The sequence below is a fragment of the Marinobacter sp. Hex_13 genome (genome assembly GCF_001566815.1).
GTDB lineage: Bacteria > Pseudomonadota > Gammaproteobacteria > Pseudomonadales > Oleiphilaceae > Marinobacter > Marinobacter salarius.
Window position 1 is genome coordinate 184,881 of record NZ_LSMM01000002.1, and the last position, 17,646, is coordinate 202,526.

Annotated in this window: 16 protein-coding genes; 8 read left to right on the top strand and 8 right to left on the bottom strand. The window is 58.6% G+C overall.

Annotation, left to right across the window (positions count from 1 at the left end; genetic code table 11):
• The first annotated feature begins 224 nt into the window (after positions 1-224).
• Positions 225-1,865: a methyl-accepting chemotaxis protein gene (locus AXW11_RS02190; protein WP_091640893.1), complete on the top strand. Its 1,641-nt coding sequence runs from the start codon at positions 225-227 to the stop codon at positions 1,863-1,865.
• Positions 1,866-1,930: 65 nt separating this feature from the next.
• The gene (locus tag AXW11_RS02195; RefSeq protein WP_036209562.1) at positions 1,931-2,302 is read left to right on the top strand and encodes a DUF4870 family protein; all 372 of its coding nucleotides are present in this window, start codon (positions 1,931-1,933) and stop codon (positions 2,300-2,302) included.
• Here the strand turns inward: AXW11_RS02195 and AXW11_RS02200 are convergent.
• The 5 genes from AXW11_RS02200 to AXW11_RS02220 all read right to left on the bottom strand — a co-directional run bounded on the left by AXW11_RS02200 (position 2,296) and on the right by AXW11_RS02220 (position 8,650).
• Positions 2,296-3,612 carry an MFS transporter gene (locus AXW11_RS02200; protein WP_036209565.1) on the bottom strand — a complete coding sequence of 439 codons (1,317 nt, stop codon included), beginning with the start codon at positions 3,610-3,612 and terminating at the stop codon, positions 2,296-2,298. The two genes, AXW11_RS02195 and AXW11_RS02200, sit on opposite strands and share 7 nt — an antisense overlap.
• 85 nt (positions 3,613-3,697) lie before the next feature.
• The gene (locus AXW11_RS02205; protein WP_036209568.1) at positions 3,698-4,819 is read right to left on the bottom strand and encodes a DUF1513 domain-containing protein; all 1,122 of its coding nucleotides are present in this window, start codon (positions 4,817-4,819) and stop codon (positions 3,698-3,700) included.
• Entirely contained in the window at positions 4,819-5,862 is a 1,044-nt protein-coding gene (locus AXW11_RS02210) for an imelysin family protein (protein ID WP_091640895.1), read from the bottom strand. The genes AXW11_RS02205 and AXW11_RS02210 overlap by 1 nt, the downstream gene beginning before the upstream one ends.
• Before the next feature lie 9 nt (positions 5,863-5,871).
• On the bottom strand, positions 5,872-7,290 hold the full coding sequence (locus tag AXW11_RS02215; RefSeq protein WP_041332378.1) for a di-heme oxidoreductase family protein: 1,419 nt from the start codon (positions 7,288-7,290) through the stop codon (positions 5,872-5,874).
• Positions 7,291-7,345: 55 nt separating this feature from the next.
• A complete protein-coding gene (locus AXW11_RS02220; protein ID WP_091640898.1) occupies positions 7,346-8,650 on the bottom strand; it encodes an imelysin family protein in 1,305 nt (434 codons plus the stop codon).
• A 187-nt stretch (positions 8,651-8,837) separates the two neighbouring features.
• On the opposite strand from AXW11_RS02220, the gene AXW11_RS02225 reads away from it, so the two are divergent.
• The gene (locus tag AXW11_RS02225) at positions 8,838-9,680 is read left to right on the top strand and encodes a 23S rRNA (adenine(2030)-N(6))-methyltransferase RlmJ (protein ID WP_091640901.1); all 843 of its coding nucleotides are present in this window, start codon (positions 8,838-8,840) and stop codon (positions 9,678-9,680) included.
• A 2-nt stretch (positions 9,681-9,682) separates the two neighbouring features.
• Here the strand turns inward: AXW11_RS02225 and AXW11_RS02230 are convergent, their stop codons facing one another.
• Positions 9,683-10,774, bottom strand: coding sequence for a TRAP transporter substrate-binding protein (locus AXW11_RS02230; protein WP_075197067.1), 1,092 nt, complete (start codon positions 10,772-10,774; stop codon positions 9,683-9,685).
• A 141-nt stretch (positions 10,775-10,915) separates the two neighbouring features.
• The gene (locus AXW11_RS02235) at positions 10,916-11,314 is read right to left on the bottom strand and encodes a DUF4168 domain-containing protein (RefSeq protein ID WP_036209594.1); all 399 of its coding nucleotides are present in this window, start codon (positions 11,312-11,314) and stop codon (positions 10,916-10,918) included.
• A gap of 241 nt (positions 11,315-11,555) precedes the next feature.
• On the opposite strand from AXW11_RS02235, the gene AXW11_RS02240 reads away from it, so the two are divergent.
• The 4 genes from AXW11_RS02240 to AXW11_RS02255 are packed head-to-tail and all read left to right on the top strand — an operon-like array spanning position 11,556 to position 15,618.
• Positions 11,556-13,058 carry an ATP-binding protein gene (locus tag AXW11_RS02240; RefSeq protein ID WP_226909943.1) on the top strand — a complete coding sequence of 501 codons (1,503 nt, stop codon included), beginning with the start codon at positions 11,556-11,558 and terminating at the stop codon, positions 13,056-13,058.
• The gene (locus AXW11_RS02245) at positions 13,048-14,433 is read left to right on the top strand and encodes a sigma-54-dependent transcriptional regulator (protein WP_091640904.1); all 1,386 of its coding nucleotides are present in this window, start codon (positions 13,048-13,050) and stop codon (positions 14,431-14,433) included. The genes AXW11_RS02240 and AXW11_RS02245 overlap by 11 nt, the downstream gene beginning before the upstream one ends.
• Positions 14,426-15,331: a DMT family transporter gene (locus AXW11_RS02250; protein ID WP_041332382.1), complete on the top strand. Its 906-nt coding sequence runs from the start codon at positions 14,426-14,428 to the stop codon at positions 15,329-15,331. Before AXW11_RS02245 ends, AXW11_RS02250 begins: the two co-directional genes overlap by 8 nt.
• Positions 15,328-15,618 (top strand): GIY-YIG nuclease family protein, encoded by a 291-nt coding sequence (locus tag AXW11_RS02255; protein ID WP_085679728.1) that lies wholly within the window; start codon positions 15,328-15,330, stop codon positions 15,616-15,618. Before AXW11_RS02250 ends, AXW11_RS02255 begins: the two co-directional genes overlap by 4 nt.
• Here AXW11_RS02255 and AXW11_RS02260 read toward each other — a convergent pair.
• A complete protein-coding gene (locus AXW11_RS02260; RefSeq protein WP_091640907.1) occupies positions 15,593-16,486 on the bottom strand; it encodes an alpha/beta hydrolase in 894 nt (297 codons plus the stop codon). The two genes, AXW11_RS02255 and AXW11_RS02260, sit on opposite strands and share 26 nt — an antisense overlap.
• A 98-nt stretch (positions 16,487-16,584) precedes the next feature.
• Between AXW11_RS02260 and AXW11_RS02265 the strand changes: the two genes are divergently transcribed.
• A complete protein-coding gene (locus tag AXW11_RS02265) occupies positions 16,585-17,604 on the top strand; it encodes an alpha/beta hydrolase (RefSeq protein WP_036209603.1) in 1,020 nt (339 codons plus the stop codon).
• The last annotated feature ends 42 nt before the right edge of the window (positions 17,605-17,646 follow it).

The window sequence follows — 17,646 nt, forward strand, 5'->3', positions numbered from 1 at the left end:
GAGGCGCCACGGGCGCACACCGACAAGAGCCAGCCGTAACGCCGGATTCTTCCAACAGGACGTCTCCGGCGTTACGGCTTTTTTGTTTCAGTTTTTCATCGATCTGCCGTAAAACCAGTATTGGTCAACTAAAGTAGCAGTTATAAGTAAAGGTCAATTCTTTACTCTCACGAGTAATCGTCAAAAAAGATGCATTCACTAATAATGAAAATAAAGAGGTGGATATGGGTTTGCTCAGTCGGCCTGTTCTGGTTGTGGGGGTGTCAGTCGCCGTTGTCGTCGCCTTTGGGGCTTTCCTGGTGGCGCCGTTGATAGGGTTGGATAGCGCGTCGCTGGTGGCGGGCGTGGTTATTGGCCTGGCCGTCGCCACCGCGTATCTGGTGTTACGCGTTCTGGAACCGGTTGAACGTTCCATCAAGCAGCTCAACGCCGGTAAGCTGCCAGCGGATAGTCCGCTGGGCAAACAGTGTGCAAGCCTCCTTGCGGACGCCAAAGCAGGGCGGGCACTGGTGGAAACCCTGTCCGGCAGTGCCGATAAAAGTGCCATTTCTGCGGCCCAGGTGTCCCACGCGGCCGACCAACTAAAAAACCGCCTGGATCGACAGGTCAGTGAAACTGCACAGATGGCGGAGTACGCGGGTCAGATTACCGAGAGTGTGCGTGAATCCGCCCAGCAGGCCACCGATGCTGCGACCATGGCTCTGCAGAACCGTCAGGTGAGCGTTGAGGGCCGTGATGCGCTGACCTCTGCCATCAATAGCGTGCGAGCCGTGCACGAGCAGTCCAGCGAGAACCTCAGGTTAATTCAGGAACTGAACGAGAAATCCAACAAGATCCAGGGTGTCACCACCACCATTCAGAGCATCGCGGAACAAACCAACCTGCTGGCCTTGAACGCGGCAATTGAAGCCGCTCGTGCCGGCGACCAGGGGCGGGGCTTTGCGGTGGTTGCCGACGAGGTCAGACAATTGGCCGGGCGAACCGCGCAGGCAACAGGTGAGGTGGCCGAAACGCTGCAGGAAATACGTTCCGATACCTCCCTGATTGTTTCGCGGATCGAGGACCTGGCCAAGAGCGTTGAATCCGGCCTGGAGTCAGTTGAAAGCGTTGGCGAGCGCCTTGATCAGATTCGTGATCAGTCTGACCGTGTGCAGCAGCAGGTGGCGCGCATTGCCGAGATTGACCAGAACAACGAGCAGAGCCTGCAGCAGGTATCGTCGGCCATTGAAACGGTTCGGGATCAGATTACCGAGAGCGATACCAGCGTTGCGTCGCTTGCCCAGCAGGCAGCGACACTGATGGAACTGGCGGAAGAGGCCAACGCGGCATTTGCGTTGAACAGCGATGAAAGCTATCACCGCTTCTTCTACGACCAGGCCCGGCAGGGTGCGGACCGGATTGGAAAGCTCTTTGAAAAAGCGGTTCGCGATGGGCAACTGGCAGAAAGCGCCCTGTTTGATAAGCAAAGAACTCCCATTCCCAAGACCGATCCACAGAAGTATTCCAGCAGCTTTGATCGGTTCACCGATCAGCAACTGCCCACCGTTCAGGAAGCGGTGAAAGGGGCCCACCCGTCGATGGTCTTCGCGATTGCCGCCGCGCCGGATGGCTATGTGCCGACCCACAACCGTGATTTCGCCCATGCGCCAACGGGCGACCCGAAAGTGGATCTGGTAAAGAGTCGCAGCAAACGGCTGTTTAACGACCGCACCGGTGCTCGGTGTGGCAGCCATACCCAGAATATGCTGCTACAGACCTACCGCCGGGATACCGGAGAGGTTATGCATGACCTGTCAGTGCCGATCTACGTGAATGGCAAGCACTGGGGTGGCTTCCGCCTGGGTTACAAACCGGACAACCGCTAAGTTCTGGCGGTTTCCGGCTCCTGTTGCTGTGATACACTGCGGGTGTGGAGCCAGAGGAGAGTGACTTGTCCGAGCACGAATACATCCCCGCCAATGCAGACCCCATAGCACGACGTGAAGAGCCAGGCCGCAACCTGGCGGTGCTGGTTTATATCCTGCAGGCGCTGTCGTTCTTTGTCGGTGGCATTACCGGCCTGGTGGGTGTGATCATCAATTACGTCAAGCTCGATGACGTAAAGAGCACCTGGATAGAGCCTCATTTCCGTTGGCAGATACGAACCTTCTGGATCGGGCTGTTATGGACGGTGATTGGCATTGTGACGACGCCACTGATCGTTGGCTGGTTTGTGTTGCTGGGTATCTCCATCTGGATCATCTACCGCATTGTGAAAGGCGCCCTGGCTTTGAATGACGGGAAGCCACCGGAACCTCACTGATCCTCGGTCACTTCCCTTAACCGGGTGGCGCTGATGGCACCGGCCAGCCCCATGGCGCCCAGCGTCAGTATCACCGCTACATCCGATATCATCGATACCAGCGCTGTCAGCCCGCCAGTCGCCAGCAACAGCACCCCAATAACGGTATTGCTCACGGAGGTATAGTCGGTGCGTTTGTTGCCGCCGGCCATATCCACCAGATACGTTTTACGTCCCAGTCGAACCCCCGCATGCGCAATGCTCAGCACGAAGAACCCCGCGGGATAGAACCAGACGCTGGAGGTTGCTTCGCCCGCAAACAAAGCGGTCAGGCCCACCGTCAGGCAGGCGCCACTGGCGACAATGGCACCGCGAATCATTACCCGACGGCTGGACTCGTCCGCCATCCAACCCCACACACTGGCACTGATGGAACTGGCGAGGCTGCTTGCCAGCAGAAAGACGCCCAGAAGCCAGCCGGTGTCCGAGTTTTTCTGTGCGAGCACGACGAAGTAGGGTGACGCCAGCGCCGAGCACAACAGCAGGGCACGGGTAATCACGAAGTGCCGGAAGGGCGCGTCGTCCCTGAGAAGGGACAGGCTTTTGAGCGCGTCACCGAGGGCATTGCCACCACCGCCGGTTTCGCCCTCGTATTCGTCAACGGAGGCGAATAGAAAGCCGGCAATGATCCAGAGGCAGGCAGCCAACAAGAGCAGGAGGGTGTAGAAAAGTACGCCAGGGTCACCCCGGTCCCAGAACAGCAAGGCGGTCAGGATGACCGTTGCGGTCCCACCGATGGTGGAGGCCAGGCCAGACAGCCGCCCTCGGCGTTTCTTCGGGATGCATTTTCCCTGCACGTCCTTCATGGACACCGAGCAAAATCCCCGGGCCAGGGAAAACAGCACCAATGCACCCACCACGCCGGCGCCCGCGGCATAGCCCTCCAGGAACCAGACACTCGCTGCCATGCCCAGAACGCTGGCCGCCTGACCAAAGCTTCCCAGGGTCCAGAACCATTTACGCACAGGCTTGCGCCGGACCCAGGCACCGATCACCATTTGCGGAATCATAGAGCCGGACTCACGGATCGGGACCAGCCAGGCCACCAGGGCAGGTGCCCCAATCGCGCTTAAAAGCCAAGCCAGCACGGTCTTGGGGCTGATCAGCAAGTCACCCAGTTTGGTCAGCACGTTGCTGCCGAGGATCAGGAAGAAGTTGCGTGGCACCTCACGGCAGGCTTCATCGGGGATGTCCGTGCAAACCCGGGCGTCTTCTTCGTTGGCAATCAGGCTGTAAACCTGGTCGAGGGTGTCCTTGTTTCTGGCGGGCAAGTTGCCGTCCTCCTGAACAAATGGCTTATAAGGATACCAGCTAAGGCGAGTTGCCTTAAGGCAGGAGGGCAGCGTTGCCGGTGATTCAGACCAGGTGGTGGTCCCACTGGACCGGCAGATCGGCGATTTGTCGTGATTGAGTGTCCTGCCCCAGACGCACCAGTTTTCCGCGTCCGGAGGAGATCAGGAAATCGCCTCCTGCCAAGGCCTGGACGCCAGCGCAGTCGGGTATGGACGCCCTGGCCAGCAGTTCGCCGGTGATGCCATTGAACACCACGGCGGTGCCGCCCACCGGCGACGCGGCAGCGACAAGGTCGTTCTCGGGATGGGCAACAACGCTGGCGATGTAGTTGGCCAGTGCTGCTTGGGTATCCTCATCGAATCGGATTTCCTGAAGCTTACCGCCTTCCAGCCGGGCGATAAGGGCGGGGGACTCGTGAAGGGGCCCCTGGTACTGGTAGGCAACGTACACCCGGCCGTTCGAACCAGTACTGACATGACGGGCGCTTTGCTGGTGATGGGCAGGGTTGAACCGCCCAATAATCCGACCGCTGCGGCGGTTCATCAGGATCAGCGCGGGTTCCATGGTGTCGAGGTTCAGCTTGAGGCGATCGTAGTCCGGGTGGGTCAGTATACCGCCCAGGCCAATCACCAGGGTTTCCCCGTCTGGGTGCAGTGTCAGCTCATGGGGGCCAATGCCCTGAAGCTCAAAGGTATCGACCCGCTGATAATTCTGCTCCGCGTCATAGACGGCAATAATGCCTTGCCCCGGCTTGTAGCGGCTGGCGGTGACATAGAGCCAGCGGCCGTCGGGGGAGAACACTCCGTGACCGACAAAGTGTTCCCCGGAAGCGGCTTTGACGCGATGTGTCCTGTTACCGCTGAGGGCGTCGAACCCGTAAAACGCCCAGCCGGGCCGGCGTTCGAAGAAGATGACCTGTGAGCCATCCGGGCGTGCACAGCCGCTGTGGCAACGGGTGTCGACCGGTGACTCCCATATGAGGTGACCTTTGCGGTTGATGGCACTAATGCCGAACTTACCCCCGGGCAGTCCCACGGCGCCGACGTACTGATCTGGCGCGTAATCCGCTTTTCGAGGCAGCAGACTGCAGCCGGACAGGGTGGCTGCCAGCCCCCCGGCCATCCCCGCTTTCAGTAGTTGTCTGCGGTTGATGAGCGCACCTCCGGGTTGCCTGTTGCTGCTCATCAGTCGCCGTCGCTGGAATTGAAGCCGCGAATGACGCCGAGTTCAACCGCTGCCTGGTCATTGATCAGAGTGGTTAACTGGGAAACGTCAACGTAGAAGCCCTGGAGCAGGGAAAAGGCATCGTCATTGGAAAGCAGCTCAGTCATGGGGCGATGGAGTTCCGGGAAGTGCTCCAGAACGTCCTTGAACTGGTTTTCAATTCGTGGACCCAGTTGCGGTTGTTCGCTTTCCTTTAGCAGCTGTGTCAGGCCCGGCAGGAAAGACTGCTCCAGGCCATGGATGGTTGCTTCCATGGTCTTCAGGCTACGGCCGCTACGCCAGGCATCGGCGGCGTAGACAGAACGTTTGCCATTCCCACGGAGCCCCATTGGCTGGGCAAGCCGGCGATCCTCCAGAATCTCCAGGGCCGCCATGCCGGCCCGGATGGTGGTGTCGCGGTATTGTTCCGTGGCCAGGTAATCCTTGCGGAACGTCTGCCATTGATCACGGAGTTGCTGGCTATTGGTTTCGATGTGGCCGGCAACCGCTCTCAGCAGGCCGCAGGTCTTTTCCGCGGGTAGGGCATTGTCGCTGGCGTTCAATGGTTCGTCGTACAACAGGTACTCCAGCATGGGAAAACCCTGTACGGCCACGCCGGACTCGGCGATGACCTCACCCGATATCGGGTCTTCCGAGTTCAGCAGGTAGCTGGCTTTGCGGGCAATGAGGTTTTTCGGGTCGGGCCAGAACTGGAACTGCCAGGCAAGGTTGTCGTTCTCCACCGGGCCAAAATCCACATAACGGACACGCTGCCACGCCAGGAAGGTGTCCAGCCAGGCTTGCTCAAGGGTCTCGCGTGCCGCCTGTTCCGGCGCGCTGCAGTAGTCGACAGCCGCAACGGACAAGTCGCCCGCTTCGGCCGCCAGAGACTGGTAACCTGCGAGAATTCCCTGGTGCCATTGTTGTGTCGCGTTTCTGTTCGTTTCAGTCTGGTTGGCAGCCATCCCAGCAATTGGAACCAGTATCAGCGCGGCAATACCCACGGCTTTCGTTAATGGTCGCATGGCGTGTCCTCAGAGAGAGTTCAGGAAATCCAGGAGTGCCTCCCGGTCTTCGACGGGCATCTGACGGTAACGTTCAGCTGCCGGCCCGGCCTCGCCCCCGTGCCAGAGCACGGCTTCTTCGAGTGTTCGCGCCCGCCCGTCGTGGAGGAACCCGGACTGCGGATTGACCCGTTGAGCTAGGCCTATTCCCCAGAGCGGGGGTGTCCGCCATTCGTTGCCGTTGGCCAGGAATTCATCCCGACCATCGGCAAGCGCCGGACCCATGTCATGCAGGAGCAGATCGGTATAGGGCCATATGGTCTGGTTGCTGAGGTCCGGGCGGTCCGGGGCGATGCCGGTCGTGTGCCTTGGTGTATGACAGCCTGCGCAGCCGGTTTCATTGAACAGTTCCGCACCTTGTTGAACGGACACATTGTTCAGGTCACGGCGTGCCGGTACTGCCAGGCTTTTGGCATAGAAGGTCACGAAGTTGCTCACCTTGTCGCTCACTTCGGGGCTGCCGCCGTTGGCGAAGCGCCCACAGTTCTGTTCGGGCGTACAGTCGGTTGCCGGTTTGAGGGTGGACGTCAGCCCCATGTCTCCAGCAAACGCCCCCATACTTTGCTGATGAACGTTTGGTTCGGCGGCTTTCCAGCCAAATCGACCTGGCACGGTTTGCTGGCTGTCCAGGTCCCAGACTTGATTGAGTTTGCCGGAGAGGCCGTCGTTGTCCGTATCCTCCGGATCCGCCAGTGCTTGCAGGTCTTCAAGCGGTATGGCTTCCAGCAGACCCATGCCGATCATCTGCGGAGCCACCCGCGGAGACACCAACAGGTCTTCCGGGAGTGGGCCATAGTTAGGGTTCTCGATCCGGTAGACCGGTTTTCGTAGTTCTATTTCGGTGCCGTCCGACAGAGTCTCTGTCACCGATTCCCAGTCGATCACCAGATCGGCTTCAGGTTTGGCGGCCGGCAGGGCGGCGGTTTGCAACTGGCTGCCGTACACGGGGGCCGGTTTGAATCCGTGGGTCTTCAGGATATCCGCATCCTGCTCGGGATCGGCTGGCACGGCGAGGCGGAGGAACAGCGATATAGGTTTGTCGTCAGCGCCGGGAGGATGTCCACGGCCATCCTTTATGTGACAGCCCTGGCAGGAGTTGGTGTTGAACAGTGGCCCCAGTCCGTCGCGGGCATCCGTGCTGGCAGGGGCTTCGACCCAGGGGTTGCGGAAGAAACTGTTGCCGACACTGAAATCCAGGCGCCTGGTCATGGACAGGTTAGCCTGGGGCAGGGAATAGGCATTGTGATCGAACTGATCCACTGTGCCTTCGCCCCCCGTCTTGACCGTCGCCTGGATCGGATAAGGTTCCTGGGCGGCAGCCATGGCGAAGGCCGCTGCTACGGCCACTCCCGAAAACAAGGTCAGCAGTAGCAGGGGGCGTTGGCGCATGGTTTCTCTACAACGTGTCGTTACTTTTTAGTGGATAAGCTAGTTAGTGGATCAGCTAGAAGGTATGGCCGGCGTCATCAGGCTCGAGTGAGTCGATGCCCAGTTCGCGGGCGGCCTGTTCAATGGAACCGGTTTGTGCCACCAGCGCCATAATCGCGCCGTTTACGATCTCCGCGCCTTTCTCATTGCCTGGCGCGATCATCATATCGAATTTCATCGGCTCTGACTCGGCTTCGGCACTGGATTTCATGGTTTGCAGCGCCCCCATCGACTCTTCGAACTGCTGGCTCAGTGTCTCGTTCAGTTCCGGGTTGAGCTCGGCAACCAGATCGGACAGGGAAGGACCGGTCAGTTCAGAACCGTCAATCCGGGTGTAGCTGCCGGAGTAGATGTTGGCCACGCCCTGGCCGTTGTAGTAATGGGAGTTGTGGGTGTTGTCGCTGAAGCAGTCGTGCTCATCCTCGTAGGAATTGGCTTCCAGGGCGACTTTCATGCGCTCACCGGCAAGCTCACCCAGAGACAGGGAGCCCATGCCGAAGAACATTTTCTGGATGGCGGCGTCCGGTGCTTCGGCGAGCAGCTGGGAGCGGTAGTTGTCTTCCTGGCCGGGTGCCCATTGTGCAACCATCCATTCGAGATCGGTGATCAACAGATCGGTCGCGGCATCCAGGTAGGCGGCGCGGCGGTCGCAATTGCCATGGGTGCACTCCTCGCCCTGGGCGTAGTCCGTCGCAGGACGCTGTCCGGCGCCGCGATCGAAGCCGTGCAGGTCCTGGCCCCACAGCAGGAATTCAATAGCATGGTATCCGGTGGCCACGTTGGCCTCCGAGCCTCCGATTTCGTTCAGCTCCGCCAGCAGGTCTGGTGTCAGGCTGGAAGCGTCGACCGTCGTGCCACCAATATTGATTTCCGTGCTGGCAACAATGTTTGCCGTAGCGCCCTCGTTGCCCAATTCGTACTGGTAGCCGTCTTCCTTTACGTAATCGATCAGGCCTTCGTCCAGCGGCCAGGCATTCAGTTGCCCTTCCCAGTCATCAACCACGGCGTTACCAAAGCGGAACACCTCAGTCTGCTGATAGGGCACCCGGGAAGCCAGCCAGGCCTGTTTTGCCTTTTGCAGATTTTCTTCGGTCGGGCTTTCCAGGAAGGTGTCTACTGTGCTGTCGAGGGACTGTGCGGCGGTCAGTGCGTCTTCAAAGTTTGCATGGGCCAGGTCGGCGTAGTGTTCCACGACATCGGATTTGGTGATGGCTTCTGCTGCCGAGGATGCGGTTTCGTCGCCGCTACTGCAGGCTGTCAGCAGCGTCGCGGAGATAGCGAGTGCCAGGGGAATGCGTGGTGCGTTTGAGAGCAGAGCCATTTCGATGTCCTTTCGCCGTTAGTTAAATAAAACGTATTATTATTCGCATTATAGGGAGCGGGTGGGTGGTTGCAACGGGTGTGAGAATGATTTTCAATTTTGTTGGCCTGGATGTGGATTATTGGAAATGTTTGCCAACTCTGCTCCTGCTGTAGCCTAATGGTGCCCCTATCGTCAGGAGTCTGTAATGCTGAGTTACCTCCACGCGTTTCATGCCGGTAATTTTGCCGATGTTCACAAGCACGCTGCCTTAACGCTCGCGGTCAGGATGATGCAGGCCAAATCGTCTGCTATTGCCTGCTTCGATACTCATGCCGGCAGTGCCAGCTACGATCTTGCGGGAGAAAGGGCGCTTAAAACCGGTGAAGCCGCTGCAGGGATCCAGAAGGTCTGGCCACTTCGAGCCGAGCTGCATTCCGACGGCTGGCAGGCCGTCCTGGCCGGGTTGGCCGCGGGGGAGGGGAACGACGGGCAATTGGCGAGCTATCCGGGGTCGCCGCGCTGGTTCCTCCGTTACCTGCGGGAGCAGGACACTCTGACCGCCTTCGAGTTGCACCCCGCCGAAGGCGAAACCCTGGGGCAGTGGGCTGCCGGGCATTCCCGGGTCAAGGTCTTTCAGGAGGATGGATTAAAGGGGTTGCTTCGCCATCTGCCGCCCAGGCAACCAAGGTTGCTGGTGCTGACGGACCCTTCATACGAGATCAAAAGCGACTATGAAGAAGTGGCGAACACCTTGGTGCGAGCGTGGCAGAAATGCCGTCATGGCGTGTATCTGATCTGGTATCCGATTCTGGCGGGTTTCCCCCACAAGCGATTAAAGGATGCGGTGTCTGAGGGGCCCGTGCGCAAGGTGTTGTGCAGCGAAGTTGCACTTAACCGGGCCCCGCAACGTGGAATGTCCGGGTCCGGAGTGCTGGTGGTGAACCCGCCCTGGGGATTCGACACCCGGCTTGCGGAGATGATGGATGCGGTTTCCGGTGATCGCTGTCTGGGCCTGTCATCGAACAGCAGCTGGCTGGTGCCTGAATAGCGCTATTGGGCGGTCGTATCCGTTGCTGGTATTGCGGACTCTGTTGTGCTGACCATTGTCAGGAGTTGGTCCAGGATGGCTGCTCCACGCTCACCAGCCATACGTATATAGGCCTTGCGGGCCGGCCGGCTGGCCTCACGGAAGCGGTCCCGCTCCTCCTCGGTCAATTCAACCACACGGATGCTGCTGTTTTCCTTGATGGTATCGAGACGGCTTGCATTGAGTTCAGCCTGTACCTCGTAAGCCAGCGGTGCGATCTCATCCATAGCATCTTCCAGCCAGAGTTTCTGGTCTTCGGGAAGGGCGTCAAACCACGACGTATTGGAAACCACGGAGGTGACAAATTGGGCAGGTCTGGCAAACGTCATCACACCCTGGACTTCATAGAATCCCATCTCTTCAATGGCGAAAACAGGGTTGGCCTGCCCGTCAATGCGGCGTAACTGAAGGTCGCTGTAGACCTGCGAAAAAGGAACCTGGCTGGTTGTCGCGCCATAGGTTTTATAGGTCTCTTCAGCGATGTCCGACGTCATGGTGCGGATAGTGAGTCCGTCGAAGTCCGCGGGGCTCCGCAAGGGCTTGTTGGCGGTCCAGACCATCCAACCCTCAGGTACGAAACCATGAAGCTTGAGGCCCTGCTCCTCGTAAGGCTCGTGGAACAGTTGCTTCAAATCATCGCTGGCAAGGACGCCACGATTCACCTCTTCGTCATCAGACAACAGATAATGGAGGGTGAACACGCCCACCTCGGGAATAACGTTGGCTAGGTGGCCGGGGGAGGCGAAAGCGAGATGGACGGAGCCTTCCCGGGCCAGATCCGTCAGTTGGAGTGACGTGCCAATAGAGCCATAGGGAAAAACATCAACGAGGATGTTGCCATCAGAGATACGCTCGATACGGTCCTTGAATTCAAGGGCATAACGGTGTTGGACGCTGCCTTCAATTTCCTCAAGGGCAAAGCGCCAGGTAACGGGGTAGGATGGCTTCTCATCATTGTCACCGCTGGACACCGGTGCGGGGCTGTCTGAACATCCTGCCAGGACAAGCATAACCGTCAAGAGCAATGGGGTTAGCCCGCGGCAGAATCTTCGCATGGTTTGTCTCCATTGGTCTCTACAAAATCATGCCGACAAGATACCACAATCAACGTTGATTATGGCCATCGCGACCTCGTTTGCAGAATCAAAAAGGCCCTGCAATAGCAGGGCCTGAAGCAACCAATGTGGGGAAGCCGCTTACATCAGTGCATCAACGCGATTCCGAACCTGAGGTTCACTGTTGTAAGCGGTGGCGATGGAATTGTAGGTGGGGATATCCATGCCGGAATCCTCAATCACTGTGACCATTTCATCGTTGGCTTCCATCTGCAGTTCCTGGGCCTTTTTCTGGGAATCAGCCGCTTCGATTTTTTCCATGTATTCATCACGGATATTGTTGATACCTTCCTGGGCCTCAACGAACTGCTTCAGTTCCGCGTCGGTAAAGTTGGTTTTCTGGGTGCCGGCGGAGGCGGGATCACTGTATCCGCCGTTGGGATTGGTGGCTTCAGGACTTTGCTGGTTTTCCTGTGCCAGTACGGGGCCTGCTGCCAGCAGTGCCAGGGATGCGGTCAGTGAAATGAGAAGTTTATTCATGGCGTTCTCCTTTTGCGTTGAAGGGACTGCACGGTGTCATCGAATGCAGTCTGACGTTGAAAGGAATGCGATTCCTCGAACGTTGGTGTTGCTTAATCAAGCTCTGTGCCAGCTTTTTGTTTTTATGAAAAGCTAGGAAAAACAGTGATTTGGATATGTATGAGCGTTACCTTTGCGTAATGTGCGTTGTGGCTAAATGTCACATGTGGCATACCTGTGTGACACTTTGTCGGAGCACGTTATGAAAACGCCTGTATCAAGAGCGCGGGACATGTTTCGCTCGCTGCGCCTGACCTTGGTGCTGAGCATGGTTGTACCGTTGATGGTATTCAGCGGCGTCGCCATTTATGTGGGGCTCGGTGCGGTCGAGCGTAATCTGAATGACCGTTTGCGGGAAGATCTGGAGCTTGTGGCCCGGGCGGTCAGTGGTCCATTGTCCCAGGCCATGTCCGATGGCGATGAAATTGTTCTGGGGGAGTCGCTGAAATCCATCTTCCGCATCGGCCGGGTGTTTGGTGCCTCAGTGTTTGATGAAGACGGGCAGCAGATCGCCAGCCTCGGTGTGGCGGACAGTGATGTTACGCGGAGCGACAGTGCCGAACGCGCGATAGCCAGTGGCAAGCTGGACGGAGCGTTTCGTAGGGTCGACGGGGTGTCAGTCTTCTCACAATTCACGCCGCTGGTTGCCCCGGACGGTCGAATTCAGGGGTTGCTTCAGGTAACCCGAAAGCGTAGCGATTTCCATGAGTTGGTGGCATCAAGCCGAATCTGGGCCGTCAGTATCTGGTCGGTGGTGTCGTTGATGGTCATTCTGGTGGTTGTTCTGGGGCACTATGGTGCCGTCGGTCGCCATGTCAGCCGGCTGTTGGAATTGATGGAGCGGATGGCCCCCGGCCGCTGGCAGATTGATGGACCTCCCGCGGGGCCGAGGGAGCTGAGACAGATCCACGAGGGGTTGCAAGACATGGGCGCCCGTATGGCGGTTGCGGAAAATGAAATCCGGGAGAGCGTTGAACGCGAGCGGGAACTGTCAGAGAAGCTGAAGTATCAGGAAAAGGTCGCCATGATCGGGCGGGTTGCCGGTGGCGTTGCCCATGAGCTGGGTGCGCCGCTGAATGTCATCCAGGGTCGCGCCAATATCCTTGGGCGGGGCGATCTGGCAGATAGCGACCGACGACACCTGAAGGATATCGAACATCAGGTCGAGCGGATGACATTGATTATCCAGCAGTTGCTCGATTGTTTTCGCCATGTGCCGGACTCCCGCCGGGAAACCGACCTGGCGGCGACGGCTCGCGATCTGACCGCGCGGGTATGCGACGAGCCCAAGTGCCATGGCGTTGAGATCTGTACCGATATTCCGGAGGCCAGCGCCGGCGTTCTGGCCGAGCCAACCCGTCTCGAAATGGCCTGCCTGAACCTGGTCCGCAACGCGTGCCAAGCGGCTCGCTCGCGGGTGATCGTGTCTGTTATTCCCCTCGACGGATACTGGGAGTTGCGGGTGGATGATGATGGCCCGGGTATCGATGATTCGCTGCGGGAGCGGATTTTCGAGCCTTTTTTCAGTACTCGTGCGGCGGGTGAGGGAACCGGTCTGGGGCTTGCGGTGGTCGGCAGTGTAATCAAGGAACATGGTGGTCGGATTGAGGTTGGCACGAACGCGAACGGCGGGTGCCGGATGTCAACGTTCTGGCCAGTGTATGAGAAACGAGTGGACTCGACGGAGGCCCATCATGAAAGCTAGGCCCGCTTTGATCATGCTGGTGGAAGACGACGCCAGTTTGCGGACGCTTCTGTCAGAGGAGCTTGAGGTGGATGGTTATGCGGTACGCAGTGCTGCAACCGTTGAGGAAGGCTGCAATGGGTTGCGGGAATGGCGCCCGGACCTGATTGTGTCGGACCTTCGATTGCCAGACGGCGACGGCCTGGCAATACTACGGAAGCTGCAGGCGGAAGGCCATTCGGTTCCCTTTATCATCATCACAGCCTTCGGCACGGTTGACCAGGCGGTAGAGGCGCTTAAGGCCGGTGCCGATGACTTTCTCACCAAACCACTGTCCACCGACCATCTTCGCTTGAAGATCAAGCGCCTGCTGGCCCATGCGGCGGTGACCAGTGAACTCGCACGTTACAAATCCCAGAGTGAAAGTGACAGTGCGCTGGGGCTGGTGGGCGAGAGCCGGGCGATGGAGCGTTTGAGGAACGAAATACGACAGGTGGCCCGTAGCCAGGCGGCCGTCCTGGTCAGTGGCGAGAGCGGCACCGGCAAGGAACTGGTCGCCAGGGCCATTCACGACGAGAGCGAGCGCCGGCAAGGACCGTTTATACCAGTCAACTGCGCGGGCATACCCCATGAGCTGATGGAAAGCGAGTTTTTCGGCCACGAAGCCGGTGCTTTTACCGGCGCAAAATCCGCCCGCAGGGGGCTGTTTGCCGAAGCGGATGGAGGCACGCTGCTGCTGGACGAAATTGGCGAGATGCCGCTCGCTCTTCAGGCGAAATTGTTGCGTGTGCTGCAGGAAGGCACGATTAAGCCGGTGGGTTCTGACCACGAAGAGGCCGTCAATGTGCGTGTTATTGCGGCTACCCATCAGGACTTGGTCAGGGCCGTGGAACAGGGTGGCTTCCGCGAGGACCTTTACTATCGCCTGGAAACCCTGACCTTGATGGTGCCGCCATTAAGGGAACGGGATGACGATGTGGATCTGCTTGCCATGCATTTCCTGCGGGATTCCGCCCGGCGTCACCAGCGCGGATTCCTGCAGCTGGGCGAAGTGGCTGCGCGAATGTTGGCGGATTATCCGTTTCCCGGCAATGTCCGGGAACTGGCCAGCGCGATTGAACGGGCCGTGACCTTTTGCGACGGTGATGTGGTGTTGCCGGAACATCTGCCGGCCCGTATCCGCAAGCGCCAGACAGAGTCTGCTGAGGGCCGGCCGGTGCTGCCATCAGGAAACCTGGCGGATTGGCCCACGTTGGAGCAGGTCCAGCAGGACTATGTTGTGCGTGTTATTGATGCGGTGGAAGGCAATAAACGCCGTGCGGCCCAGATACTCGGGGTAAACCGGCGTACGCTCTATCGCTGGCTTGATGCGGAAAAGGACACTGCTCATGACTAACCAGAAACAGGCAATGCTTTACGGCCTTGGAACGGTATTGCTCTGGTCAACAGTGGCCACTGCGTTCAAGTTGTCATTGCGGGAATTGACCCCGGTCCAGATGCTGGTGGTCGCCTGTTCCGCGTCGGTAATAGTGATGGCGCTTATTCTGGTCGCACAACGACGGTGGCACCTGGTCTTTGAACTGTCGCGCCGCCAATATCTGCAGTCTTTCGGTATGGGGCTTATCAATCCCTGCCTGTACTACTTCCTGCTGTTTGGTGCGTTCGACCGGCTGCCTGCCCAGGAGGCGCAACCCCTGAACTACACCTGGGCGCTGGTGCTGGCCTACCTGTCGGTGCCCTTCCTGGGACAGCGACTGCGGCGTGCCGATATCATCGCCGGATTGATTTGCTACAGCGGGGTCGTCGTTATCGCAACCCGTGGCGATGTGTTGTCGTTAACGTTCTCCGACCCTCTTGGTGTGGGCCTGGCCATCGGCAGCACCCTGGTCTGGGCGTCCTACTGGATTATCGCGACTCGGGATACCCGGGATCCGGTGGTCGGTCTGTTCCTGAATTTTCTCTGCGGTCTTCCGGTGATCGTGGTGATTTGCGGGTTGACGGACGGTTTCGATTTCAACCCCACAACAGGCCTGTTGGCGGCCACCTACGTGGGTGTGTTCGAAATGGGAATTGCCTTTGTGCTCTGGTCCTACGCCATGAAGAAGGCGGAAAATACCGCCAGGGTGAGTAACCTCATCTTTATCTCACCGTTCCTGTCGCTGGTGTTCATCTATTTCATTCTTGGCGAGATCATTCTGCCATCCACATACGTTGGCCTGGTGTTGATCGTTGCGGGGCTGTGGATTCAGCAACGTAAAACCCGGGAGACAATGGCGAGGGCTTCATCGGTATGAGCCAGTGGTTCATCTACATGGTACGGACCGCCAAAGGGGCTCTTTACACGGGGATCACAACCGATGTGGCGCGGCGCTTTGCCGAACACCAGGCCGGTGCACCAAAAGGGGCCCGTAGCCTGAGGGGCAAAGGGCCCCTTGAGCTCGCATTTTCCGCCGAGACGACAGACAGGGCGACGGCGTCGAAACTTGAGTGGCAGATCAAACAATGGCCGCGCAGGCAGAAGGAAGCGCTGATTCGTGGGGAGGTTGTCCTCCCGGTCAACTCGACAGATGCTGGCGTATAAACGTGCCAGCGGTTTGCAGGGCCTCGGTGGCGCGGTCCAGTTGCCCCGCGTGGACCTGGAAAACGTGCCAGAGACCGTTATAGATTTCCAGGCGTGTATCGACACTGTCACGGCTGGCCGCGTTCGCCAGGCGCCGGGCATCATTCAGCAGGATTTCCTGGCTGCCCACCTGTATCAGCAACGGCGGAAGGCCGGAAAGGTCGCCAAATACGGGTGAAACGAGAGGCTCGGACGGTGGTGTGTTGCCGCAGTACAGGCGCGCGGACTTGTCGATCCACGGCTTCTGTAGAACCGGCTCGCATTCAGGCGCGTAAAGGTGTTGGTGGGAAAGATCAGTCCAGGGCGACAGCACCATCAGCGACGAGGGCAAGGGCAGGCCTTTGTCGCGTAGGCGCATGGCCAGGGCTACGGCGAGTCCGCCGCCGGCTGAGTCGCCCGCGAGGCATAGGGTTGCAGGCGGATGCCCTTCGTCCAGCAAGGCGCGGTAAACCATTTCAGCATCGTCCAGTGCCGCGGGGAAGGGGTTCTCCGGTGCCAATCGGTAGTCGGGAGTAACCACCATCGCGCCACTGAATTTCGACAGGTGGCCGGTAATTCCCTTGTGTGTTTTTGGCGAGCCTATGATGTAACCACCGCCATGGAAATACAGTATGACCCCGTGAGGGTTGTCGCTGTGACAGGCCCGGGTGATCGAAAGCCCTTCTGCCTGGATGTCTTCAAACCGGGTGCCACGTGGCGGAATCGATGTCAGGTAGGCCTTGCTGATCAACCGGCGTTGCAGGGCAACGGGAATCGCGGGGTGCAGCAGGGGACGAACGAGTCGGTTCATGGTCTGGCGCAGGCCGGCTTCCAGGGCGGTTTGTATCATCGGCAACTCCGGGGTTGTGGTGTGCTAATCTAAGCACCAAGCTTAATGCAGACACACGGCTATTTTCATACCCATTCATGACAGGCGTTTAACTCTACGTGTACTGGAAAACAGATACCATAGAAATTCCGAACTGGGACAGGGCGTCGTTACTTGAGCGAATGTCGCCCTTCGAGCCTGAAAGCCAGGAACAACTCAGCGAGGATATGGTGGCCTACTGCCGGTTCTACGGCCTCGATCTCTGGGTAGAGCACCCGGAGGTCAGCTATCGCCAGGGTTATGTGATGGCGGACCGGCACCAGGTGATGGTCCACTATTTTCGCCTTCCGGATCAGTGCAAGCCCCGGGGCACGGTGTTTATCCTGCATGGCTACTTTGACCATGTAGGGCTATACAGCCAGTTGATCGACCGTTGCCTGGGTGCGGGCTTTGATGTGCTCGCCTATGATCAGCCCGGGCACGGGCTGTCCAGTGGCACACCAGCGGCGATTGGTAGTTTTCTCGAGTATCAGGCCGTGCTGACGGATGTCATGGCCAGTGTAAGGCGTCACGTGCGGGCGCCCTGGTATGCGGTCGGGCAGAGTACGGGCGGGGCTATCCTGATTGACTACCTGCTGACCAACCATCACGACCGGGAAACCTCGGATTTTCGTAGGGTGGTACTGCTGGCACCGTTGATCAGGCCGATGGGGTGGCTGGGTGCCAAAGTTCTGCACAGCCTGGTAAAACCCTTTATATCGCGATGGCGACGGGCGTTTGGGGCCAACAGTGGAAACTCGCGTTTCCTGAAGTTCCTCAGGGACTACGATCCGCTCCAGGCCAGGGCCGTACATGTGGACTGGGTTTCTGCATTACGGCAGTGGGTACCGCATATTGAGTCCGCCCGCCCGGTCGATTTTCCGATTACCGTGGTGCAGGGGGAAAAGGACCTGACTGTAGACTGGCAGCACAATCTGCGGATTATCCGCAATAAATTTTCCTCGGTGGAGGAACTCCGGATACCGGATGGGCGTCATCATCTAGTAAACGAAGCCCAGGATTTACAGGCAACCGTATTCAATACCATTGTGGATACGTTTGAAAACGACCATGACGGGTCTCTGTCTGAGGCCAGTTAAGGAAAGCCAATGGCGGCACCATGCCGCGAACAGTCATACCTT